Source organism: Thermococcus sp. SY098 (assembly GCF_035621495.1).
Taxonomy (GTDB): domain Archaea; phylum Methanobacteriota_B; class Thermococci; order Thermococcales; family Thermococcaceae; genus Thermococcus_B.
The window spans coordinates 1,644,973-1,666,618 of the sequence record NZ_CP141821.1 but is presented as its reverse complement, the minus strand read 5'-3'; the positions used below and the strand labels follow the sequence as shown (position 1 = coordinate 1,666,618).

Sequence of the window (21,646 nt, the reverse complement as noted above, 5' to 3'; positions counted from 1 at the left end):
ATATCATTAAAAACTAAACAAAAAAGTAATCAGAATAAACGGAAAATGTCCAAATGCATTCCTACTCCTCCAACAAATTTAAAAACTCAAATGCTAACGCCACCTCCAAAGCAGTACCCAAATAAAGAACATCCTCATCAACATCAAATCTTGGGTGGTGGTGAGGATAGACTATGCCCTTCTTTTCGTTTCTAATTCCCAGAGGTATAAACATCCCTGGAACTTTTTGTAGGTAATAAGCAAAATCTTCTGCACCCATAGATTTGGCAACCTCTCCAACACTCATGCCATATTTTAAAGCAATCCTCCTCACAAACTCTGCCATTCTTGGATGATTTATCGTCGGTGGAACAAGCTCCTTGATATCAAGCTCATATGTTGCCCCATGAGCCGAAGTGAGACCTCTCAAAATTTCATCCATTCTTTTCTCTATCAACTTCCTAACCTCCTCACTGAAAAAGCGATGAGTGCCTTTCATTTCAACTTCCTCTGGAATAATATTAAACGCCGTTCCTCCTTGGACTGCGCAAACACTCACAACGCCTGTCTCAATTGGATTGAGATTTCTGCTCACAATCGTCTGGAATGCCAAAATTGCGTGAGCGGCAAGTGGTATTGGATCAACAGTTTCGTGCGGTGCAGCCCCATGGCCTCCTTTGCCCCTTATTTTAATGCTGAATGTCCCAGCCCCCGCTAAAAGCGGTCCCTCCCTAATTCCAAAAACTCCGCTTGGCAAGTCCATCCATACATGTATTCCAAAGATTGCATCAACCCCTTCCAGAGCACCGGCTTCAATCATCTTTAACGCTCCATTGCCCCCTTCTTCAGCCGGCTGGAATATCAGTCTAACGCCATTCTGGAGCTTATCCTCATATTGGGCTATAATTTTTGCTGCTCCTAAGAGCATGGCAGTGTGAGCATCATGACCACAAGCATGCATCTTTCCAGGGATTTTGGACTTGTAAGGGACTTCATTTTCCTCTTGGACTGGTAGAGCGTCCATATCTGCTCTAAGAGCTATTCTTTTATCACCCTCTCCAATATCAGCTATTATTCCTGTTCCAATGCGCTTAATTTTATATCCCCACTCCCTCAAGTGTTCTTCCACAATCTTGGAGGTTCTTTCCTCTTCATATTTGAGTTCTGGATACATGTGGAAATCCCTACGCCACGCTATAATCTGGTCTTTTATTTTCAAAGCTTCTTCAACGGGATTCATCTTAAACCACCGAGAATAATTTGACAAGATAGTTATTTTAGTGTTTTGATATTTGTCTTAGAGTAGAGTGCACCAAAGAGAATTAAAACTGAAAGCAGAAATGCCTCGATTCCACTTTCAATGGCGTAGATTAGGGTTGAGAGAACAATTGTTGCTGTCTTGGAATTCCTTTCAGATAACTTAAGCAGAGTTCCAATGAAATAAGCCTCGATCACTCCAAATATTCCGAAATCTGCAACAGCTTGTCCAAAAATAAAGTAAGTGTACCTATTTTTAAGGGTAAACATGAATGCAATTCTCCATCTTGGATCGCTGTGGAGCAAAAGTTTCCCATGAAAGATTCCAAAGGGCATTGATATATGCACCAAATTATGAAAAATTAAGAAAGTAAATCCAATCCTAACTAATAACCCCTCCAAGCTTCCACTGAGATAAAGAATCAGTAAAAACACCGGAATGGCGAGGCAGATTTTATCCAAGGTAAGTCTTTCCTCAAAGTAAAGAGGCAGGATGTACATCAGGAATATAAGGAGCATAAGCGATCTAAAGGTTCCAAGGAAAAACAGCATTTCAAGAATCAAAAAAACCAGAGTTTTAAATTTGATATTCCAATTCACGTAAACCAGTGAAATTCCACTTAGAAAAGCTAAAAACACAAGGATCTTGCTCAATCCAAACCTCAAGCCCCAATTGAAAAGTGGAATTCCTCTTAAAAGATAAACGAAGGTCAATAGGATTATCGAGAGAATCAACCAGATATGAGCATGCTTTTCAAATGGATTGTATTTCATTGAAAATAAGAAAATAAATGCCACTGCAATGACACCATAAAAGGGGAGAGCAAAAGAGAGCACAAAAAGCATCAACCAGTATGTCCAAGCAGGAAGCTCAACGGGCTTTAAATATCCAGCTACGAGGAGAACAAAGAATAGGATCGCAACCAATAATGCAACCCATATTCTGGACATGTCAAGCTCAGCACCATATAACTTATCCTTAAGAAATACATTGGTATAGAGGGTGAGTACGAGATAAGTAAAAAATGCCAGGCCAAAGAGCTTTAAAGATTTCACGGTATCACCAGTTACTAAATTAAACCCACAATTTAAAAAGGATTGGTGTTCATTTTATCTTGTTTTAGTTTTCTGGACATAGATTATGCCAAAGAACAGCAAAATAGCCAGCACAAAAGCGTCAATTCCCACCTCGATGAGGTAAATTAAAAGAGATAGAACAACTGTTAGAGAGCTTATATCTCTCTCAGAGTACTTGAGTATAGCTCCTAAAAGATATGCCTCGATCACTCCAAATATTCCAAAATCTGCAACAGCTTGTCCAAAAATGAAAGACGAATATATGTTCCTATTAAGGGTGAACATAAATGCTATTTTCCTACCAGGAGAGTAGCTGAGAAGCAGAGAACCATGGTAAAATCCAAAAGGTAGTGAAATTTTGACAAGGTTCTCAAAAATAAGAAAAGTAAAGCCAACTCTTACCAAAAACTTCTCAAGATTCCCGCTTAAGATTAAAACAGCCATTCCAATAAGAATCCCCAAAAATATCTCCCGCATCTTAATTTTTCCAGAGAGATAATACGGGATTACATAAGCTAAAAACATAAGGACAAGAAGAGAACGAAAAGTTGACATAAACAGCAAGATAGAAGAGGCAAAGAAGTATAAGAATCTAATTCTCTCCTTTTGTTCAAACGCTATTGCCGTTAAAAGCAGATATGCAGATAGTGTGAGTACTTCTGTTAATCTGAACCGAATCTGATACTCAAAGAAGGGAATTCCAGCATAAAGATAAATGGAAGCAATCACACCAACACCCAACAAAAAGACGAACCAAGAGAATTTCCTGAAAAACTCAGGTTCATATTTAAGAAGGAGATACAAGAACACCACACCAACTGGTGCTAACACAACATATTGGACAAAATAGACTGCCAGCATGAATAGTGCAATCCACACAGCTTCACTTGGTAGATACAGGGGTTTAAAGTATCCAATCACAAAACAGGCGTAAAAGATGAGTATTACTGCAAGAGACAGCGGGAGCATGTTTCGAGAAGCAGAGTATTCTTTAAGGACTAAATGAGAACAGAGCATGAGAAAGAGATAGGAAAAGAACGCTAAGCTAAAGAGTTTTAAAGATTTCATTTCACCACCAATTTAATAAGGCAATGCTCATGTTAAAAGAGTTAGGGGTGTAAGAAGTGAAGAAGGAAAAAATATACCTCATTTTGTTGCTCATAGTCTCATTCATAATAAGGCTCATACCTCACAGAACCCTATTGCTGGCGGTGTATGATGAATACCTGCACAGGGACATAACCCTGAGAATCGTCAATGAAGGGATAGGCGTGATTTCAAAGGACATTGGCTCACTCCTCGGGCTTAAAGCATATAGCTATCCTCCCCTCTTCCACATAATTGGAGCTCTTGTGTATAGGCTCTTTCCAACCGAGTATACCTTCTTTATTCTCCCAGCGGTTTACGGCACGATAAGCGTGGGTCTTTTCTATCTACTCTCAAAGGAAATTTTTGGGGATAACAAAAAAGCAATATTAGCCACGACTTTTCTTGCCTTTGCTCCAAATTTTGTATATAGGACAAGTCTATATATTCCAGAAAACCTTGGACTTGTTCTTTTCATAACTGGAATGATACTTCTTGTGAAGTTTCTTAAAAGCTGGAACTATAGATATATAATAGGACTATTGGTTTTATTGCCAATTTACATGCTAACCCACAGAGGTTGGGTTTTCTTCGTTGCTGTTGCTGTAATAATGCTCTTTGTCCATCTAATTCCCTGGATAAAGAAAAACTTACACTATTTTGCTTTGGCTGTGCTGGTAGCTCTTATATTATACTTTATCCCCCCAATACATCGCTTTATTGCCAGCCTTCTTTTGAGAATGCCAAAAGAAGAAGTCACAGCCTTGGGATACCTTAAATGGATTGGTGTTGTTCAATTAATCTTTGGAATCCTTGCAACTAAAAAATACCTTAAAAGTGACCCCATAAGGCAGGGAATTGTACTATGGGCATGGACTTTCATGATCGCCGGTGCAATAGCATTCAGATTCAGAGATCCATATGCTTCGCTGCCACTTTCAATTATGGCTGCTGAATTTTTCTACGACGATTTCCTCCCAAGCCTAAACACTTGGCTGAATACTGTGATCAAAGATACAAGCGGAAAAGGTTCTGAGCTGTTTAAGAGGATTGTTCTGAGCAAGAAAACAAGAGCAGTAATTATAGCTGTTTTAATTATAGTCCCAATTGTCCAAGGAGCTTATTCCTCATATAAATACATAATCCCCCCAACAGTAAAAGACAGAGAGGCTTTTGAGTGGATTAGAGAGAACACTCCCCCAGATGCAGTCTTCCTTACATGGTGGGATGTTGGTTACCTCCTAATTGGGAACACCCACAGGAAAGACATAGTCATGTGGAAAAAAGTATATCAGGGATTTTTTGAAAAAGCCCCCAATCCCAGAGAAGCAATACAAGCGTATAATGACGTTGTAACAATGTTTGGAACAACGCAAAGAGAAAGAGCGTACAAACTCATGGAAAAGTATAATGTAACCTATGTCTATTCGGATAGGAGAATGAGGAGCCTGGGTCTGATTAAATATGGATTAATGGAATATATAGCTTACGATACTCACTTCAAAACGCTATTTGTAAATGGAAACTCCGAAATCTACAAGTTCATCCCAAACCCACCACTAAAGCCCTACGACTTAAACCCACTCAGCTATACTGGAAAATACTCAGCAATTGTTAACTTCTTGGAAAAGTTCTGGACCGGGTATAATTACGCAGATTTTGATGACGGTTACAAGGCTGACTTTTTCCTTAATGCAAGGATTGCCCAGCTATACGCATACCTCTATCAAAAAACTGGCAATGAGAAGTTTAAAGAGAGATACCAATGGCTACTTAAATGGTTGGCATACAGGCAGTTGGATAACGGAGGCTTCCCCGAAGGAATCCCTCCAAATGACTTCACATTATACACCGCATTCACAATGGAGCCACTCAAAGACTTGCCCTTTGAAGGAAAAAACAAAGCCCTTATCTATCTAAAAAGCAGAGTAAAGGGCGACTACATAATGACAACACCAAAAGACAAGAAAGGAGACTTATTCGCTGAAGCACAGATGTTGCCAATCCTCTACGAGCTTGGAGTCCTAAATGAGACCACAACAGATAACTTAGTCGAAAAGATCCTCAAAGAGCAGAGAAAAGATGGAAGCTGGAAGAAGAGCTTAGGTGGAACTATTGTTACAGCCTTTGGATTAGCGAGATACTATCAGCTAAGCGGGGACGAAAGAGTTTTACCAGCAATTAAAAAAGCTGCTGAGTGGATTTCAGAACAGCAAGAAGAAAACGGAAGATTCAAAGGCGAGGTTGGATATGGATACTCAAGAGCCACCTATGCAAATGTTCTCTTCATATATCACGTTGCTGACATGAAAGACAAAGAGGAGCAGATGCTCAGAATAATTGAGGAAACTTATGATCTGCAAAAAGAGCCAAGGCCTTTACAAGCAACCCTTGACATATTAAGAGCATTGGAGTACACTTATGAGCTCGAACGTGCATTAGATATACTTGAGAACATTTTAGAGCTTCATCCTTTTTAACCCTTTAACCAAAATTTTTTGATTTTGTTTTTGCAAAAGGAAACTTACTCGGCTGTTTTATAAACTTAAAAGCCACATCTGAACAGTTAATTTTAAATAGCCTCCCCCCTATATCACCATCGGTTATTCTAAAAAAGGAGGGATTGAAATGGCGTACAAATTCATAAAGTGGTTTGAAGAACTGAGCAAAGAAGATGTGGCACTTGTTGGTGGAAAGGGTGCAAACCTCGGAGAAATGACAAGGGCTGGCATTCCAGTTCCACCGGGATTCTGTGTTACAGCTGAGGCATACAAGTACTTCGTTGAGAACGTTAAGGTTGAGGACGGAAGAACACTCCAAGAGTGGATTATGGATGTTATAAGCAAGACCAACGTTGACGACAGCAAGCAGCTCCAAGAGAACACTGCCAAGATCAGGGAGAAGATCATCTCACTTCCAATGCCAGAGGAAATTGCAGAGGAGATAAGACAGGCATACAAAGAGCTCAGTCAGAGATTTGGTAAAGACGAGGTTTATGTCGCCGTTAGATCATCAGCCACTGCCGAAGATCTGCCAGATGCAAGCTTTGCAGGTCAACAGGAGACATACTTGGACATTATTGGTGCCGAAGATGTGATAAAGCACGTGCAAAAGTGCTGGGCTTCACTCTGGACTGCAAGAGCTACCTTCTACAGAGAGAAGCAGGGATTCGATCACATGAAGGTTTACTTGAGCGCAGTTGTTCAGAAAATGGTTAACAGCGAGAAGAGCGGTGTTATGTTCACAGCTAACCCAGTTACAAACAACAGAAACGAGATCATGATTAACGCTTCATGGGGACTTGGTGAGGCAGTCGTCAGCGGTTCAGTTACACCAGACGAGTACATCGTCGAGAAGGGAACCTGGAAGATAAAGGAGAAGTTCATCGCAAAGAAGGAAGTTATGGTCGTCAGGAACCCCGAGACTGGTAAAGGAACCGTTTATGTTAAGGTCGCCGATTATCTCGGCCCAGAGTGGGTTGAGAAGCAGGTTCTCACAGATGAGCAAATTATTGAGGTCGCTAAGATTGGTGCAAAGATTGAGGAGCACTACGGCTGGCCACAGGACATTGAGTGGGCATACGACAAGGATGATGGGAAGCTCTACATTGTCCAGTCCAGACCAATCACAACTCTCAAAGAAGAAGTGACAGGAGAGGAAGTTGAGGAAGCAGAAGAGGCAGAGGTCATCCTTAAGGGTCTTGGAGCCTCACCAGGAATTGGTGCAGGTAGAGTAGTTGTCATCTTCGATGCCAGCGAGATCGACAAAGTTAAGGAAGGAGACATCCTCGTCACAACAATGACAAACCCAGACATGGTTCCAGCAATGAAGAGAGCTGCTGCAATTGTCACAGATGAGGGTGGAAGAACAAGCCACGCTGCAATCGTTTCAAGAGAGCTTGGAATCCCATGTGTTGTCGGTACAAAGGAGGCAACTAAGAAGCTTAAGACCGGCGACTACGTTACTGTCGATGGAACCAGAGGTGTCGTCTACAAGGGAATCGTCAAGAGCCTCGTCAAGAAGGAGAAAGAGGAGAAAGCAGAAGGAAAAGTCGTCGTTGCAGGCGCTCCACTTGTCACAGGAACAATGGTTAAGGTCAACGTTTCAATGCCAGAGGTCGCTGAGAGAGCCGCTGCAACAGGTGCAGACGGTGTTGGACTGCTTAGAGCAGAGCACATGATCCTTACAATCGGACAGCACCCAATCAAGTTCATCAAGGAAGGAAAGTTTGACGAGCTTGTCGAGAGGCTCGCTGATGGTATCAGAACAGTTGCAGCCGCATTCTATCCAAGACCAGTCTGGTACAGAACATTAGACGCCCCAACAAACGAGTTCAAGGAGATGCCAGGTGGAGAGGACGAGCCAGACGAGAGAAACCCAATGCTCGGATGGAGAGGAATTAGGAGAAGCCTCGACCAGCCAGAGCTCCTTAAGGCAGAGTTCACTGCAATCAAGAAGGTCGTTGAGGAAGGCTACAACAACGTCGGTGTAATGCTCCCACTCGTCAGCCACCCGTACCAAATCAGGGAAGCAAAGAGGATTGCAAGGGAAGTCGGCCTTGAGCCACACAAGGACGTTGCCTTTGGTGTCATGATTGAGGTTCCAGCAGCAGCTCTGATAATCGAAGACCTCATCAAAGAAGGAATTGACTTCGTCAGCTTCGGTACAAACGACCTCACCCAGTACACACTCGCCCTCGACAGAGACAACGAGAGAGTCGCAAAGCTCTACGACGAGACACACCCAGCTGTGCTTAAGCTCATCAAGCACGTTATCAAGGTCTGTAAGAAGTACGGCGTCGAGACAAGCATCTGTGGACAGGCAGGAAGTGATCCAAAGATGGCAAGAATCCTTGTCAGACTGGGAATTGACAGCATCTCAGCCAACCCAGATGCCGTCGAACTAATCAGAAAGGTCGTTGCACAAGAAGAGCGCAAGATAATGCTCGAAGCTGCAAGAAAGCAAATCTTTAAGGACGAAGAAGATCTCTTCTGATTTCCTTTCTTCTTAATTTCAATTTCTTCTGCAGTTTATTCTCTAATTCTGAATAACACTGCACAAAGTTTTTATCTTAACATTTCGATATTCATTTGATCTATAATGACACCGAAAATACACGAGATGAGACAAGAAATCGTTGAGGGCAATATAGAAAAGACCCTTTTTAGATTAGCTTGGCCTTTAATAGTGAACAACATAATTCAAGTGCTCTACAATATAACAGACACTTTTTGGCTTGGCAGACTTGGAAGGGAGGCTTTATCTGCACCTGGTGTTGCATGGCCTCTAATTGGAACACTTATGAGTCTTGGAATGGGCTTTGCAACAGCGGGATTTGCATTTGTGGGGCAATATATTGGGGCGGAGGAATATAAGAAAGCCGAAAGAGCTGCCGGGGCGGTTTATTCACTGATGTTCATCTTTGCCTCTATTGTAGCTGTCGTTGGTTATCTAATAGTCCCCTACGCTCTTAGATTCATGAGGGTTACTGAAAATGTATATCCCCATTCATTAAGCTACACGAGGATAATCTTTATCGGGATACCCTTTGCTTTCAGCTTCATGGCATTCAGCTTCCTTATGAGGGCAACAGGGGACACAAAAACCCCTGTTAAGATAAGCTTTCTTACAGTGGGCTTAAATATAGTTCTTGATCCCATCCTAATTTTTGGCCTATTCGGATTTCCAAAGCTTGGTGTAGCCGGAGCTGCATTGGCTACAATAATATCAAACACCACCGGTTCAATAATTGGAATGTACCTTCTGTTAGCTGGAAAAGTCGGTATTCACCTAACAAGGGAGGACTTAAAACCGGATCTAAGATTTTATGCAAGAATATTTAAAGTAGGATTGCCCTCAAGTATAGGCTCATCAGCTAACAGCTTTGGGTTTGTAATCCTAACAAGGATTATTTTCGGATTTGGAGATGTTACTTACGCCGCTTACACCATAACAACCCGTTTGGTGAACTTTCTGACAAGCATTTCAAGAGGAATTTCAATGGCAATGGGAACGATGATTGCCCAAAATATCGGAGCGGAAAAGTATGAGAGAGCAAAGAAAATCGCTGAAAGAACCATGATGGTAAACTTCACTATTGCAAGCATTGCGATCCTTTTAATTGGGATTTTCAGGGTTCAGATTTTCAGAATATTCCTAAATGATCCCGCAGTAATAGCAGAAAGTGCAATAGTGCTGAAGTACTTCCTCATTTCTGTACCGTTTTTCAACGGCATTTTCATGGTCGTTGACAATGTCTTCAGGAGTTCGGGACATACAAAGAAGAGCATGGTGTTGGGGATTTTGAGACTCTGGGGGCTTAGAATTCCTTTGAGCTATATTTTGGGATACCACATCTTCATGTCATCAAAAGGTGTTTTCTTGGGCATGGGCTTGAGCAACTTCATAGCCTCTGGGGTAGGATTACTGTGGTTCCTCAAAGGCTCTTGGATGAAGAGAATTATTGAGGAAGAAGTTAGAAAGTCTGGATCAACAACTTAGAAAAGTTTCTGGTGCGGGGGCGGGGATTTGAACCCCGGAACCCCTACGGGAGTGGATCTTGAGTCCACCGCCTTTGACCAGGCTCGGCAACCCCCGCTCCGACAGGCGCACTATCACCAAAACGAACAATCTCAACACTCGATTTAAGACCTAAAGCCACCTCAAGTAGCCGTTCCACGATTTGGCTCACATTACCGAACCTCTGCTTCGCCAATGTCCAAACCTGTTCACTAATCGTAATATGGTGTTGCTTCCTACGCCTCTCAGGCGCTCGCAACGCTGAATTACTCACCTCTCCAGCCTTTCCACCTGTGTCCTTATGTGTCCTCATATAGCCATCACCAAAATGAACTTATAAGCATTACGTTAAATAACATCATTAACAAAACATGACAAAAGCAAACACAAAATTACAAAACAACATCACACCTTATCCAAAAGAAAAACCAACCTTTTCTGGTGAGACTTATGGCAAGCCGAATAAAACGAGAATCCGAAAAACGAAAAAAATTAGCGCAAAGAATAGCAAGATACTTTAAACAAAAATACGGCATAGAAGAAGACCTAATTGACTATTACGCCTTAGTAGATACCAACCTAACCTTTGAAGAGAACATTAAAAACATTAAACGAATCCTCAACAAAGCCGAAAAAAGTAAGAAAAGCAAGAGACGAGCTAATAAAACAAATCATGGAATTTAGAGATTATTGGCAAGAATACGGCGCTAAAAGTTATAAAATTGATAAAAGCAAAAAAGCTAAGAAAGTTTTTGATTTAGAGAGATCACCATTGAAAGCATTAGACAAATGGTTGAGAAATCCAAACAAATACGACATCAAAGGCAAAAATCTAAGCGTTAGCGCTTTTTCTTCTTACGAGTTGCCTTCCTTCCAGCAGTTCTTTTTCTCGGTATTTGTGTTGTTCTATGAAATCTTGGAGATGTTGGCTTTCTTCTACCACTCGAAACTCTTCGAGGATAACCAGAATGTCTGTCAAGATACCTAATTAAACTATCCGCTTTCCGATTTAACGACCTTATCTCATTTAATATTGCTCTAAATTCTTCCTCAAATTGTTCATCTAAAGATTTTTTATGCTTTTTCCAGAACATAATTATCGTCTCCTATTCTTATTATTGTTCACGATTATTATAAGTATTTCTCCATTCTTCAAGTCTTTCAACTCTACCAACTGTATTTTGAACTGTTTCTTGAATATGATCAAATTTTTTATTTAACTCCGATATAACAGTTCTAACTTCTCTAATACTCTCCAAAATTAGTTCAAGTCTCTTCTCATTTGCCTGAATTTTAGCATGATCCTCAAAAATAATCTTAAGCATATAGAATATCAAACTTGCTACAGCACCAGCAACCGCATAATTCCAATCAATAGCATTAATCAACGACATCAAAAAATAAAACAAAACAAAAATAAATAAACTTTTTCCTAAAATATAATAATTGATGAAAATGACATTAATAAAACCAATTTACTCAACAATCTTTGGATTTGCTATAACAGCATTAATAATTGAACTACTTCTTAGATTATATTTGCCTATCTTTAAAAGATATCAAATACTCACAGAATCATTAAAGAACATAAGTTTAGCTGTAATTAGAACAATCCACCTAAAAATAGTTGCAAAAGAAGAAGGCTAACGCCTTCGAGACTTCTTCTTATTCTTACCTTTCTCTACACCAATAATAGCAACAATAACCGTATCTCCAACTTCAATATTTAAATCTCGCCTAATCTCTTTAGGAATCGTAATTCTGTAACTTGCTATAACCTCAGCTTTTATAATCTTATCAGGCTCAACCTCGATCTTAACCTTTGGTAATGACATCTTCAACCACCTTATTTGAGCTTTTCACCTAAAAATACCAGCTTAAAATAATTTGGTATATACTAAATTATTGACTCAAATCATGGCTCAAAGTCTCTTAAAATCTGCTTTAAATTTGGTATATACCAAATGAATTAATTATAGGCGTATATAATTAATTCTAATATAGACCTAATTTATTTTCTTTATTCTATTATGCTGGCTATTCTCAGCATGATCTAAAAAGTTTAGTATATACCAAAAACCAAAACTCAATTTTGTAATACAAAAAACTAAAGAAGAGCAGTCATTTTTCAATAACCTTGCCTTACTGTATTATCTATGGCTCAATGACTTTAACCTCATGATTAACAGCTTTGACAATACCTTTAATCTCAATAACTACATAATCACCTTCTTTAAGCTCCAGTAAATCTCGAATATCCTTTGGAATACTGATTCTTCCACTACTAATAACTTTAGCAATAACCGGAATAGGCTTCTCTAACTCAATACGTTTGATCACTTTTTGTTCATTTTCCATGATTATCACCAAATACTGTATGATAATACCAAATATATATTTTATGGATTTTTGACAAAAGATTTAGTCATTAACCTACTATTTTGTCTATTTGAATACCAAAATCTTGAAATAAGGTTTAAATATACTAAATTCGTATTTTTATACCGAATTTGTAACACAAAGAGGTGTTTGGTATGCGTTGGAAAGATTGGAAAAAGTTTCCAGAAATTGATGATTTGAGAATTAGCGCCTTAAGAAGCCTTGTTTTTAAAGAAATATTGAAAAGCAGAGATTTTAATGACGTATGGACTGTAGATTACGTTTGGAATAACACATTAATAACAGCGAGAACAGTATTGTTTTTTATTTTAAGGAAAAATGCGCCAGCTAAATGGAGTGCCATTGAGAGTTATCTTCAGGAAAAATATGGCTATGCTGAGTCAACTATTAATGGATACCATCAACACTTGCTTTCATTCATATGCGACGGTGAGGAATGGCTTAGATTAAAAGATCATGTGTATGAACAAGCAATTAGAATTCTTGAAGATGAGGAATTCGCTAATCAGATTATTGAGGAAGCTGAACAATTAGAAAAGGAAATTATTGAGGAACTTAGGAAAAAGCGTGAGGAAATGTATTCTATCACCAATAAAGAGGACGATAAGGAAGAGGATTCTGAGAGTTCTATTAGGTTGGTTCTTGGTTCTGGTGAGCGTTTGAGAGTTACTGTTGAGGTTGAGGTTATTATTAAGTCCATCAGGTTTCATGCGGATTAACTCACCTTTTGCTCAAATCAGCTTGCCAAGGAAAGCCAAAGGTGTTGAGCCATGAAGGTTGGTGGTGAAAAGTTGTATTTGAGCGGAAATGACGGCAAAACAAAGGTTTCAGGAATTACGAGAATTTACTACAAAGGCTATAGGAACATCGTAATTTCAGCGGATGCAGTTGAAAAATTCTTTGAGAAATACGGACATGAGAAAGCAAGTTATGAGCTTTTGAAATACCAAAAAGAATGGCTTGAAGCTGAGATTAAGAGAGTCAAGGAGTTAATTAAGTTTGGCTATGATATTCAGAGTTTTAGAGATGAGTTAGCAGAATACAAGAGTGATCTAAAGCTTGTTGAGGCATTGTTAGAAGAGCTGGAGAAAAAATTGGTCAAGGAGCTTAGCGAGGAAGAAGAGGAGTCAATTTATGAGGAGTATCCTGAGTTGGAGTTTCAGGTTTCTGGAATTGATTATACTGGAATTAGAGGTGAGTGAAATGACTTGGCTTATTTTTGAGAGAGACGACAAATGGATTGATGTTGTGAATGTTGAGCAGATTACAGCAATTCAAGCGAAAATTACTGAAGACGGCGAGATTATTGCAATAATTTACCAACCTGATGGTGAAATAAAGCATGTCCTGAAGGACAAAAAGCAGTTGGAGACTTTGATTAACGTTTTGGAGGCCGAAGCTGGTTGGTTCTATATCAAGGACGGCAAAATAATGCTTTGGAAAGGCGTTTTTAAGGAGTCAAAAAAGGAAGGTGAGGAAAATGCCTCTTCTCATTGAATATTTTGATATTTCAAATCTTAAGGCTTTCAGCGAGGCGTTGAAGAAAGTTGAAGAGCTTAGGCAAGTGATTGAGGTTAAGGTTGCAAATGTTGAGCTTGAAGACAACAAAATCAAGCTTGTTCTGAGCTTTAAGGAAGAGGACAGAGATTTAGTTTTCTCAGCTTTTCCGAAAGCCTTTGGTTTAGGTGGTGTAGAATGAAGGTTTATGTAAATTGGCGTGAGTTTGAGATTGACATTGACAAAATTGAGAGCATTAGCTTTGATTATGATAGTAAGAAGCACAAGTGGAAGGTTCATTTAAATGGTTGGTCTGAGGATGAGGAGTTTGAGATTTCGGAAAAGAAAGGCGAGGCAATAATTGAGTTTCTCAAGTGGTTAAGCAAGGAATCTAAGAAACTTTCGATTCCAGGAAGTGAAGGAACTTTCGAAAGGACCATAGCGAAAGAATCTTCGAGTGTAGGACCTGGAGTCGAAGAAACTTTAGCTCTGGACCATGACGAAGAAAATTTCGATAGAGCTCTATCAAAGGAAGTTTCGAGAGATGGACCTATTCCAGCTGAACCTTGGACTGATCCAGAAGGTAAAGACATCTTTTATCGTTGGTGAGGTGAGCGAGAATGATTTATTCTTTCCTTTACTCTAACAATTTTGAGAGTTTAGAGCGCTTTAGCGGTGAGTTAATTGAGTTCAGCGTTCCAGCGAGAGATATTAAAGAAGCTGAGCAGTTAGCGGTTGAAAGAATGAGGCACTACGGCTTCAAATATTGCCTTATTTTCGTTTGGACTCCAGAACCAGTTGGTTTGAAGGTTGTTGATTTGGAGAGCGAGAGTTTTAGAACTCTTGCGAGGTGGTTTTGAATGCAGTTGAAGGATTTAAATAAAACTGGTGGTGGAAGGCGAGAGTTAGTTTTTACAAAGTATAGAGACATCGTAATGAAAACATTTGATTACTTTGGTAACGTTTTAGTGGACTCAAGGACTCGCATTGAATTCTCGCATGTGTTCCTGGATGCTCAGCGAGAGGTTGATTATTTCCACATTGGTTTATTCGACATTGATACGGTGGTTTTTGACTATGCAGAGAATGACATCAAGGCATTCATTGAGTTCAAGACTAAAGAGGAAGTCAATTATTTGCATGACTCAATGATTTACTCAAAGACTCAATATGATTTTGCTAAGAAAATCTCTGAGATTACAAATAAGCCTTATTTGTGGATCATTAGAGCTGGCAACGGTAAGCGCTGGTGGTATCTCACGGATATTACAAAGATTCCAGAGCCTAAAATCATGAAGGTTAGGAATCATGAAGTCGTTCTTCTGGAGAAAGATAAGATGCTCACTTTGACTGATGAACAGCTCAAAGAGTGGATTATCAAGCATGTTCTATGATGGTGGTGAGTTATGATGGTTGCTAAGGCTTACGATTTTGATCCTCTACCAAAGCCACGAAAGAGACCAGGAAGACCACCAAAGTGGAAACAAGGAATCAAAGGAAAATACTACAAAATGCCAATAGACTTGGAAGCTAAGCTTAAACGATTAGTCCAAGAAGGCAAGTTTGAGAGTGAGGTTGAAGCGATTTATCATTATGTTATGTATGCTGATAAGTTGGATGAATTGTTTGAGAGGATTAAGAGGCTTGAGACTCAGCTTGAACTTAAGGAAAAGGAAAACGAAGCTTTGAGAGCGAGGATTAAGGTTTTGGAAAGTGAGAATGAAGAGCTTAAGCAGTGGAAGGCTAAGGCTCTTGAGCTTGAAAAGAAGCTTGAGGATTTACAAGTTGAAAAAGTGGATTTGTGGACTCTTGCAAGAAAGTATTTGGAATTGAAGGAGAGAAAGCTAAAGGTTTGGAGTGAAAGAGAGCTTATGGAGATTGAGAGAGAGCAGAGGCGGATTACTGAAGAAATTAACGTTATTTTGGAAGATTTAGGTGTGGATAAGCTTTCGTTTTGGAAGACTGTTAATCAGAAAGGTTTGGATGAGGCGAAAAAGTTGTTTGGTGAGTGAAGATGGTTGAGGTTATTAAGAGAAGGTTAGTTAAGGAAGATAAGGATGGTGCGGAAGTTTGGAAGGTTTGGAAGCTGTTGAGTGAGCGTTTTAACAAAGTGCAGGTGAGCTATAATGACTTTGGACATTTGGTTTTAAGGCTTTGGTATGAAGATGAAGAGTGCATTGGCGATGAGGTTTTGATTGTGTTCAATAGGTATGAGACCACCAGAATTCACAATTTTGTAAAATTTGATCTAAGGTGAGTGAGATGGTGAGATTTGTTAGAAAGATGGAGAAGTTGGTTGGTGTTGGTTCGAGAGTTCCAGAGTTGATTTATAAGAAAATTGAGAGTGAGGCGAAAGAACAAGGAGTTACGAGGAGTGCTATAATTAGACATCATTTGATTAGGTATTATGGTTTGAAGGTTGAGAATGAGAGGCTTAAGAAGCGTATTGAAGAGCTTAGGAAGGAAGCGGATACATGGAGAGAGCTTTATGAGAAGTTGAAAGAGGAGAATGAAGAATTGAGGAATAAGGTAGAGCTTTACAAGATGGAGATTGAGAGACTGAAAGATGAGTTAAGAAAACCATTTTGGCAAAGGCTTAAGTTCTGGTGATAGAACATGCTTTTGGAGTTCGCCGTTATTGGCGTTTATCTTTTTACTTTAATTTTTGTCTCAGCGCTTAGTTATGCTATTGGTTACCAGAGAGGAACAAATGAAGCTTATCTTCAAGGTTTTACTGTTGGAATGCGCTATGGTTCAGCATTAACAGAAGGTAAGTATGTTCTGGAGAAGTGGAGAAGAAAACAGGAAGATGAGAAGGAGATTGTTTGATTTTTCAAATTTGGATATAACAAATGATTATATCCAAAAAGGTGAACGAAAATGAAAATCGAGGAGAAAGCGAGATTTTTTGAACTGAGAAAAAAGTTGATGAAAGGTGAAATCAGCGAGCTTGAAGCGGTTGAACTCAAAGCGCTTTTGGAGAAAATGAAGAAAGAAGCAACAAAACCTTTTGAAAAACAATTTCTCAGAATTACAGAATTGGCGCTTAATGAGATTCTTTGATTTCCTATTTACATTTATCATCAAATGTTGATGATATTATTTAACTTTCACCGCAAAAACAAAGGTGAAAATTGGTGAAATCAGCGGTTCTTGGTGGTGAGAATGGTTGAAGATGCGAGAGGTAGGAAGTTATATGTTTGTTTGAGATGTGGAAATCAGTATTGGAGCAGAGCCAAAAAGCCACAGTGCACTGTTTGTAAGAGTAAGAAGGCAATGCCGTATGAGGATTTTCTAAAACTTCCAGAGGAAGAGCGAAAGAAGATTTTAGGAAAGAGAAGCGAGGCGAAAGAAAGCGCAATGAAGGTGAATTTAGAAGTTCCAAAGGTTGAAGTTGAAGAGAAAAAGGTTGAAAGTGAGAGTGAGGTTAAGGAGATTTTGAGTGATGAAGAGCCTAAAGAGGTTGAAGAGAAGAGAGAAGAAAAGCCAAAGTTGGAGAAAAAGAGTGAATCACCTAAGGTGAAAAAGGTTGAAGAGCCTAAGGTTGAAAAGGTGAAAAGAGGTATTCCAATACCTAAGCCAAGGTTTGGATTTGGAGTTAAAGCCTTGATGGTCGCCATTGGTTTGGCTTATATTCTGTATAAACTTGGATTCTTTGAGAGCTTGATTAATCATTTAAAGACTTTAGGCGCTTTTGCTAAGTCTAAGCCGAAAGAAGAGGTAGAGGTTGAGCATGATCCTTTGCTGGAGAGAGTTAAGAAGAATTTGAGCGGTTGAGGTGGTAAAATGTTCGGTGAGCTGGTAAATGGTGTTAAGATGGCTTTTACTGGTATAAGATATCCTCAATTGATCAGCTTTATTGAGGATGTCATAAACTTTGGCTTATGGCTTCAGGAAGTGTTTAAGGTTGATAAGGCTGATTTTGAGGAGATTAAAGATTATATTTCAAAGAAGTTCGAAGAGCTTGAGCAAAAAGGCGATGAGATTAGCGATGAAGAGCTACAAAAAGCATTAGGTGATATTGTTCTTAAAGTCATGAAGAAAGCAGGCAAATACATTAAGGCATCAAAATACGATGAGGAAAAGAACATTTTGAAGGTTGTTTTACAAGATAAGGAGAAGAAAAAGCTTGTTTTAGTTATTACGGCAAAGGTGGTTGAATGATGACTTGTGAAAATTGCGAGAAGCAAGTTGAGAAGTATAAGAGTGTTGCAGTTATGATTCAGTTTGATTCAACGAGGATGATCAATGTTGTTGTCGAGGATTCAGATTCTAACGCTAAGGAGCTTAGCGAGATTGCCAAGGATCTAACTTTTGAGATTGTAAAAAAAATTTGGTGCTAAGGTGAGATGAATGGCTTTGAGATTGATAAGAGAGCATGAGGTATTAGCAATAAGGAAAGTGAAAGGAAAGAAACAGGAAATAGTTAAGGAGCTAAGCGTTTGGAACAGCTTTCCAGTGGTTTGTGTTGATGATTTGATTGAGTTTATGAATGCCAATGATGACTTAATCAAGCAGTTTTTAGAGTTCGTTCTTGAGAAGAGGAAAAGAGAGATTGAAGAGAGAGCGAAAAAGTTTGAAAAACTTAAAGAATTTGTGAGGCGATTATGATGAGCGAGAATGAAGTTGAAGCGAGAGAAATTCAAATCGAGAAAAAAGACGTTACTGATGAAGTAGTCATAACTGATAAAGAGATTGAGAAACTTATTGATGATGAGGAATTGGAAGAGGAAGCTTTAGCGGAAGCTGAGGAAGTTGAAGAGGAAGAGTTTGAAGAGAGACCAGCAAGGCGTTTAATGAGCGAGGATGAGTTTTTAGAAAGAATTGAAGAGTTTGAGGAGAAGAATCATGGCTTAACGCTTATGCTGGACAGATTCTTTAAGCTGTTGGCGAAATACGGCAAAAAGTATGATGTTGAATTGGATCTGGAGCTTTGGAATGAGGTTGCTAAACCTTCATTGAACGTTGGATTCTGGTATTATCAGCTTGTGGAAGGACAAAATATCATGGTGAGTTATCCAAAATTCAGTTTGGCTATTGGAGTTTTGGCGACGGCGTTTATTGGTCTTGGAGCTTTGGCGCAAATTAAGAGTGCTAAGAATAAGCAAAAGTCGAAAGAAGAATTGAAGGAGAAGGCTAAGGCTGGAATTGAAGGAAAGAAGGAGAATAAAGAGCTAAAGGAAAAGCAAATTGAAAATAGAGAGAAGATAGAAGAATTAAAAGCTAATTCTGATCTGTTAGCGAGAGTTAGAAAGAATCTGAATTCCTCTTAATTTTAATTTTTCAAGGTGGTGAGGATGGCGTTGATTGATATTGAAATTCCAAGATGGTCAATTGATTTAATTTACGGCAATACTGGAAGCGGAAAGAGCTTTTTTACTGGTTGGCTTATTGAACAAGCGCATGAACAAGGAAGGCGCTTTATAATCCTCGATACAAAGGTTAAAAATCACATTGGCTTAGTTGCACTGAAAGGCGTTAAATTGTTGAAAATTAAGCCTAATGTCCGTTATGATTTTTCAAAGCTGGTGAACTATGATCAGCTTTTAGTTATTCCAACTAAAGGCTTGATTTCAAAGATCGGCGTTGATGGACTTATTGAGTATTATTATAAGCCAATTCTGAATGAGCTTTTCAAAAAAGATAGAGATAAGATCATTGTTGTTGAGGAAGCGCACCGTTATAATCCTTCAAGTAGAACAGCTGGAAAGGAGCTTGAACAGTTGTTTAGAGAAGGTAGAGACGCAAAGCTTTACACAATTGCGATAACTCAGTCAATCGCTGATTTTCCAAAGTTGCTTTTCAGGCAGGCTCAGAGGCATTTTATCTTTAAACATTACATTCCTAATGACTTGTTCTATTTGAGCAAAATGATTCCAGATTTTGAGGAATTAAACAACCAGCTAAGGCAACATGACGTTTTAGAGTTTGATCCTAAGAGGATGGATTATCGGATTATTAGGCGTGAATACATCATAAGGAGGACTAAGCATTATGGTTGAAGTTAGCGAGATATGTAAAAGATTTTATGAGACTTATAATAGAGTGCCATGTGAGCATGCCTTAGGACTTCCGAGACTCATATCTAATTTTTGCTTTATTGATTTTTTAGAAATTGAGCTTTTAGAAGCAATACTTTATGAAAAAAAGCTTAGATTGGTGATAGATCACGGAACATTTAGAGAAAGGAGATGTAGGATAAGTAAAGCACATAAGGTGAGGATTAAGGTGAAGCTCTATGGCGAGAGAATATATTTTTGATGACAAAAGAAGCTTATGGCATGCTTTCTTAGGCTTTGTCTCAGCATTTGCTTTAATTTACAGTTTGCTTATTCTGCTTATTTACACGGTTTATCAAATCAGAGAGAAGGAAAAGCCAACGGCAACTTTAGGCGATATTGTAGAGTTTCTGATCGGCTATATTTACGGTCTTGCGGTTGTAGTTTGGTGGATGTATGCGAGATTAAAAGGCGTTTTGTGAGGTGGTAAAATGCAAATTTATGTTGATGCTGAGGCATATAGGATATTAAAAGAGCTAAAAGCGAAATTAGCTGAGAAAAATAAGTTTTCAGAGAAGGATATAAGTTTTAGCGCTGTCATAAAGCATTTGTATAATGTCTATAAGGAAAGAAGAAATGATTGATTTTGTCATTTTATATTTACTTTTGTCATTTTTTGTTAATGATATTATTTAACATATTGGTATGAACTTTTCTTGAAAAAACCTTGCGAGGTGCGGAGAGATGTTGAGAGTGTTGAAGAAAATAGCAAGCAATATTGACGACTTTCTGTTTGGAGTGTTCGGCGTTATAGTTGGCCTAGCAGGCTATGAATACGTTGTAAAGCCTTATGTGATTAAGAAATTCTTGAAGAAGTGAGGTTAAAATTAGGTGAGAGGTGATAAAAGTGGTTAGAAAAGCTAAAGAAACTTTGGATAATAAGATAACACTTACAAACAACACCGTTAGTCTTCCAAGAAATGGTGTTATTGAGAGAATAGCACTTTTGTTTAATTTAACACTTAGCAACGCTGGAGCTTCAGCGGTTGATGTAACTATGGAGCAAATACTTAAGGCAATTGAGGAAATTAGAGTTGCCGCAGACGCTAACGACATTAAGTATGCACTTTCAGGTCTTGATGTTGCAATTATGAACTATTACGATTCTGCTTCAAAGAGCGTTAAGCTTTCTGATACAATCAGCGTTCCAGCTGGTGGAACTGCTACAGCACAATTCTTGTTATTCTTAGACGCTGGAGAGATACATGCACTTGCTAAAGAAAGCCTTGATCTGCTTATTAGATTCAATACAAGTGTTGCAACTGATGTTAGCATAAGCGACGCTTCAGTTATCATAACACTTGATAAGCTTGTATTTGCCGATGAAGAGGAATGGTTTGAGTATTATGAAGGTGAGTTCATTGAGCCTAAGGTATGGACAAAGACAGCTGATTTCAGCGCTTCAACTGAGCTTGAAGAGGTTCTTAATATTCCAACTGGCGCTATTGCATGGAGAGGATTCATTACAGTGTTTGACAGCACAGGCGCAAGAGCCGATATAGTTGATAAGTATGCTATTAAGCAAACAAGACCTTTGAACATCGAATTGCTTAAGGTGGACTGGAAGACTGGACAAGAGCTTGATAAGGTCGAATATGGACTTGATACAGTCCTTAGCGGTGTTAATGTCATTGACTATGACCAGGAGCTTGTTGATGGTGGATTAGACTTAACAGAAGCTGAAATTGGAGTATTCAAACTTGCACTTAAGGCAAGCGCAAGCGGAAAGGTTAGATACATCAGCCACGAGCTGGTAGTCCTTTGATTCCTTT

At 39.0% G+C, this 21,646-nt stretch carries 35 protein-coding genes and 1 tRNA gene; 29 read left to right on the top strand and 7 right to left on the bottom strand.

Annotated elements, in window-relative coordinates:
* Positions 1–61 precede the first annotated feature (61 nt).
* Genes VFC49_RS09360 through VFC49_RS09350 form a run of 3 tightly spaced genes read right to left on the bottom strand, consistent with a single transcriptional unit; the run spans position 62 to position 3,381 of the window.
* Positions 62–1,219 (bottom strand): amidohydrolase, encoded by a 1,158-nt coding sequence (locus VFC49_RS09360; protein WP_324735340.1) that lies wholly within the window; start codon positions 1,217–1,219, stop codon positions 62–64.
* 32 nt (positions 1,220–1,251) lie between these two features.
* Positions 1,252–2,292 (bottom strand): hypothetical protein, encoded by a 1,041-nt coding sequence (locus VFC49_RS09355; RefSeq protein WP_324735339.1) that lies wholly within the window; start codon positions 2,290–2,292, stop codon positions 1,252–1,254.
* Positions 2,293–2,346: 54 nt separating this feature from the next.
* Positions 2,347–3,381 (bottom strand): hypothetical protein, encoded by a 1,035-nt coding sequence (locus VFC49_RS09350; RefSeq protein WP_324735338.1) that lies wholly within the window; start codon positions 3,379–3,381, stop codon positions 2,347–2,349.
* 56 nt (positions 3,382–3,437) lie between these two features.
* Here VFC49_RS09350 and VFC49_RS09345 point away from each other — a divergent pair, with 56 nt between their 5' ends.
* From VFC49_RS09345 to VFC49_RS09335, 3 genes are all read left to right on the top strand, one after another.
* Positions 3,438–5,879, top strand: a complete 2,442-nt coding sequence (locus VFC49_RS09345) for a DUF6798 domain-containing protein (RefSeq protein WP_324735337.1) — start codon at positions 3,438–3,440, stop codon at positions 5,877–5,879.
* 148 nt (positions 5,880–6,027) lie between these two features.
* A complete protein-coding gene (ppsA, locus tag VFC49_RS09340; protein WP_324735336.1) occupies positions 6,028–8,394 on the top strand; it encodes a phosphoenolpyruvate synthase in 2,367 nt (788 codons plus the stop codon).
* Positions 8,395–8,499: 105 nt separating this feature from the next.
* Positions 8,500–9,900, top strand: a complete 1,401-nt coding sequence (locus VFC49_RS09335; RefSeq protein ID WP_324735335.1) for an MATE family efflux transporter — start codon at positions 8,500–8,502, stop codon at positions 9,898–9,900.
* Positions 9,901–9,909: 9 nt separating this feature from the next.
* Here the strand turns inward: VFC49_RS09335 and VFC49_RS09330 are convergent.
* A tRNA-Leu gene (locus VFC49_RS09330) sits at positions 9,910–9,997 on the bottom strand.
* A 371-nt stretch (positions 9,998–10,368) separates the two neighbouring features.
* On the opposite strand from VFC49_RS09330, the gene VFC49_RS09325 reads away from it, so the two are divergent.
* Both VFC49_RS09325 and VFC49_RS09320 read left to right on the top strand, forming a co-directional pair.
* Positions 10,369–10,602 (top strand): hypothetical protein, encoded by a 234-nt coding sequence (locus tag VFC49_RS09325; RefSeq protein ID WP_324735334.1) that lies wholly within the window; start codon positions 10,369–10,371, stop codon positions 10,600–10,602.
* The gene (locus tag VFC49_RS09320) at positions 10,592–10,906 is read left to right on the top strand and encodes a hypothetical protein (protein WP_324735333.1); all 315 of its coding nucleotides are present in this window, start codon (positions 10,592–10,594) and stop codon (positions 10,904–10,906) included. The genes VFC49_RS09325 and VFC49_RS09320 overlap by 11 nt, the downstream gene beginning before the upstream one ends.
* Positions 10,907–11,033: 127 nt before the next feature.
* Here the strand turns inward: VFC49_RS09320 and VFC49_RS09315 are convergent, their stop codons facing one another.
* Positions 11,034–11,312: a hypothetical protein gene (locus VFC49_RS09315; RefSeq protein ID WP_324735332.1), complete on the bottom strand. Its 279-nt coding sequence runs from the start codon at positions 11,310–11,312 to the stop codon at positions 11,034–11,036.
* Between the two features lie 55 nt (positions 11,313–11,367).
* Between VFC49_RS09315 and VFC49_RS09310 the strand changes: the two genes are divergently transcribed.
* A complete protein-coding gene (locus VFC49_RS09310; protein ID WP_324735331.1) occupies positions 11,368–11,565 on the top strand; it encodes a hypothetical protein in 198 nt (65 codons plus the stop codon).
* Here VFC49_RS09310 and VFC49_RS09305 read toward each other — a convergent pair.
* Both VFC49_RS09305 and VFC49_RS09300 read right to left on the bottom strand, forming a co-directional pair.
* Complete coding sequence (locus VFC49_RS09305; RefSeq protein WP_324735330.1) at positions 11,562–11,753, bottom strand: AbrB/MazE/SpoVT family DNA-binding domain-containing protein; 192 nt, start codon at positions 11,751–11,753, stop codon at positions 11,562–11,564. The two genes, VFC49_RS09310 and VFC49_RS09305, sit on opposite strands and share 4 nt — an antisense overlap.
* 319 nt (positions 11,754–12,072) lie before the next feature.
* Positions 12,073–12,276, bottom strand: coding sequence for an AbrB/MazE/SpoVT family DNA-binding domain-containing protein (locus tag VFC49_RS09300; RefSeq protein ID WP_324736714.1), 204 nt, complete (start codon positions 12,274–12,276; stop codon positions 12,073–12,075).
* A gap of 176 nt (positions 12,277–12,452) precedes the next feature.
* Between VFC49_RS09300 and VFC49_RS09295 the strand changes: the two genes are divergently transcribed.
* The 23 genes from VFC49_RS09295 to VFC49_RS09185 all read left to right on the top strand — a co-directional run bounded on the left by VFC49_RS09295 (position 12,453) and on the right by VFC49_RS09185 (position 21,639).
* On the top strand, positions 12,453–13,037 hold the full coding sequence (locus tag VFC49_RS09295; protein ID WP_324735329.1) for a hypothetical protein: 585 nt from the start codon (positions 12,453–12,455) through the stop codon (positions 13,035–13,037).
* Positions 13,038–13,088: 51 nt separating this feature from the next.
* A complete protein-coding gene (locus VFC49_RS09290; RefSeq protein ID WP_324735328.1) occupies positions 13,089–13,520 on the top strand; it encodes a hypothetical protein in 432 nt (143 codons plus the stop codon).
* Between the two features lies 1 nt (position 13,521).
* The gene (locus tag VFC49_RS09285; protein ID WP_324735327.1) at positions 13,522–13,815 is read left to right on the top strand and encodes a hypothetical protein; all 294 of its coding nucleotides are present in this window, start codon (positions 13,522–13,524) and stop codon (positions 13,813–13,815) included.
* Positions 13,799–14,017: a hypothetical protein gene (locus tag VFC49_RS09280; protein ID WP_324735326.1), complete on the top strand. Its 219-nt coding sequence runs from the start codon at positions 13,799–13,801 to the stop codon at positions 14,015–14,017. Before VFC49_RS09285 ends, VFC49_RS09280 begins: the two co-directional genes overlap by 17 nt.
* The gene (locus VFC49_RS09275) at positions 14,014–14,424 is read left to right on the top strand and encodes a hypothetical protein (protein ID WP_056934861.1); all 411 of its coding nucleotides are present in this window, start codon (positions 14,014–14,016) and stop codon (positions 14,422–14,424) included. Before VFC49_RS09280 ends, VFC49_RS09275 begins: the two co-directional genes overlap by 4 nt.
* 11 nt (positions 14,425–14,435) lie before the next feature.
* Positions 14,436–14,675: a hypothetical protein gene (locus VFC49_RS09270; RefSeq protein WP_324735325.1), complete on the top strand. Its 240-nt coding sequence runs from the start codon at positions 14,436–14,438 to the stop codon at positions 14,673–14,675.
* Complete coding sequence (locus tag VFC49_RS09265; protein WP_324735324.1) at positions 14,676–15,209, top strand: hypothetical protein; 534 nt, start codon at positions 14,676–14,678, stop codon at positions 15,207–15,209.
* A 12-nt stretch (positions 15,210–15,221) separates the two neighbouring features.
* Complete coding sequence (locus VFC49_RS09260) at positions 15,222–15,827, top strand: hypothetical protein (protein ID WP_324735323.1); 606 nt, start codon at positions 15,222–15,224, stop codon at positions 15,825–15,827.
* A 2-nt stretch (positions 15,828–15,829) separates the two neighbouring features.
* Positions 15,830–16,072, top strand: a complete 243-nt coding sequence (locus tag VFC49_RS09255; protein ID WP_324735322.1) for a hypothetical protein — start codon at positions 15,830–15,832, stop codon at positions 16,070–16,072.
* A gap of 5 nt (positions 16,073–16,077) precedes the next feature.
* On the top strand, positions 16,078–16,425 hold the full coding sequence (locus tag VFC49_RS09250) for a hypothetical protein (RefSeq protein WP_324735321.1): 348 nt from the start codon (positions 16,078–16,080) through the stop codon (positions 16,423–16,425).
* A 6-nt stretch (positions 16,426–16,431) separates the two neighbouring features.
* Complete coding sequence (locus tag VFC49_RS09245; protein WP_324735320.1) at positions 16,432–16,644, top strand: hypothetical protein; 213 nt, start codon at positions 16,432–16,434, stop codon at positions 16,642–16,644.
* A gap of 51 nt (positions 16,645–16,695) precedes the next feature.
* On the top strand, positions 16,696–16,878 hold the full coding sequence (locus tag VFC49_RS09240; RefSeq protein WP_324735319.1) for a hypothetical protein: 183 nt from the start codon (positions 16,696–16,698) through the stop codon (positions 16,876–16,878).
* A 102-nt stretch (positions 16,879–16,980) separates the two neighbouring features.
* Positions 16,981–17,592, top strand: a complete 612-nt coding sequence (locus VFC49_RS09235; RefSeq protein WP_420719631.1) for a hypothetical protein — start codon at positions 16,981–16,983, stop codon at positions 17,590–17,592.
* A gap of 9 nt (positions 17,593–17,601) precedes the next feature.
* A complete protein-coding gene (locus VFC49_RS09230; protein ID WP_324735317.1) occupies positions 17,602–17,979 on the top strand; it encodes a hypothetical protein in 378 nt (125 codons plus the stop codon).
* A complete protein-coding gene (locus VFC49_RS09225) occupies positions 17,976–18,158 on the top strand; it encodes a hypothetical protein (protein ID WP_324735316.1) in 183 nt (60 codons plus the stop codon). The genes VFC49_RS09230 and VFC49_RS09225 overlap by 4 nt, the downstream gene beginning before the upstream one ends.
* Positions 18,159–18,168: 10 nt before the next feature.
* Positions 18,169–18,426: a hypothetical protein gene (locus VFC49_RS09220; RefSeq protein WP_324735315.1), complete on the top strand. Its 258-nt coding sequence runs from the start codon at positions 18,169–18,171 to the stop codon at positions 18,424–18,426.
* Positions 18,426–19,088, top strand: a complete 663-nt coding sequence (locus VFC49_RS09215) for a hypothetical protein (protein ID WP_324735314.1) — start codon at positions 18,426–18,428, stop codon at positions 19,086–19,088. Before VFC49_RS09220 ends, VFC49_RS09215 begins: the two co-directional genes overlap by 1 nt.
* Positions 19,089–19,112: 24 nt before the next feature.
* Positions 19,113–19,817 (top strand): ATPase, encoded by a 705-nt coding sequence (locus VFC49_RS09210; protein WP_324736713.1) that lies wholly within the window; start codon positions 19,113–19,115, stop codon positions 19,815–19,817.
* A complete protein-coding gene (locus VFC49_RS09205) occupies positions 19,810–20,076 on the top strand; it encodes a hypothetical protein (RefSeq protein WP_324735313.1) in 267 nt (88 codons plus the stop codon). Before VFC49_RS09210 ends, VFC49_RS09205 begins: the two co-directional genes overlap by 8 nt.
* Positions 20,054–20,296, top strand: a complete 243-nt coding sequence (locus VFC49_RS09200) for a hypothetical protein (protein WP_324735312.1) — start codon at positions 20,054–20,056, stop codon at positions 20,294–20,296. Before VFC49_RS09205 ends, VFC49_RS09200 begins: the two co-directional genes overlap by 23 nt.
* A 9-nt stretch (positions 20,297–20,305) precedes the next feature.
* Positions 20,306–20,458 (top strand): hypothetical protein, encoded by a 153-nt coding sequence (locus tag VFC49_RS09195; RefSeq protein ID WP_324735311.1) that lies wholly within the window; start codon positions 20,306–20,308, stop codon positions 20,456–20,458.
* 100 nt (positions 20,459–20,558) lie between these two features.
* On the top strand, positions 20,559–20,693 hold the full coding sequence (locus VFC49_RS09190) for a hypothetical protein (protein ID WP_324735310.1): 135 nt from the start codon (positions 20,559–20,561) through the stop codon (positions 20,691–20,693).
* 28 nt (positions 20,694–20,721) lie between these two features.
* Positions 20,722–21,639, top strand: coding sequence for a hypothetical protein (locus VFC49_RS09185; RefSeq protein ID WP_324735309.1), 918 nt, complete (start codon positions 20,722–20,724; stop codon positions 21,637–21,639).
* The last annotated feature ends 7 nt before the right edge of the window (positions 21,640–21,646 follow it).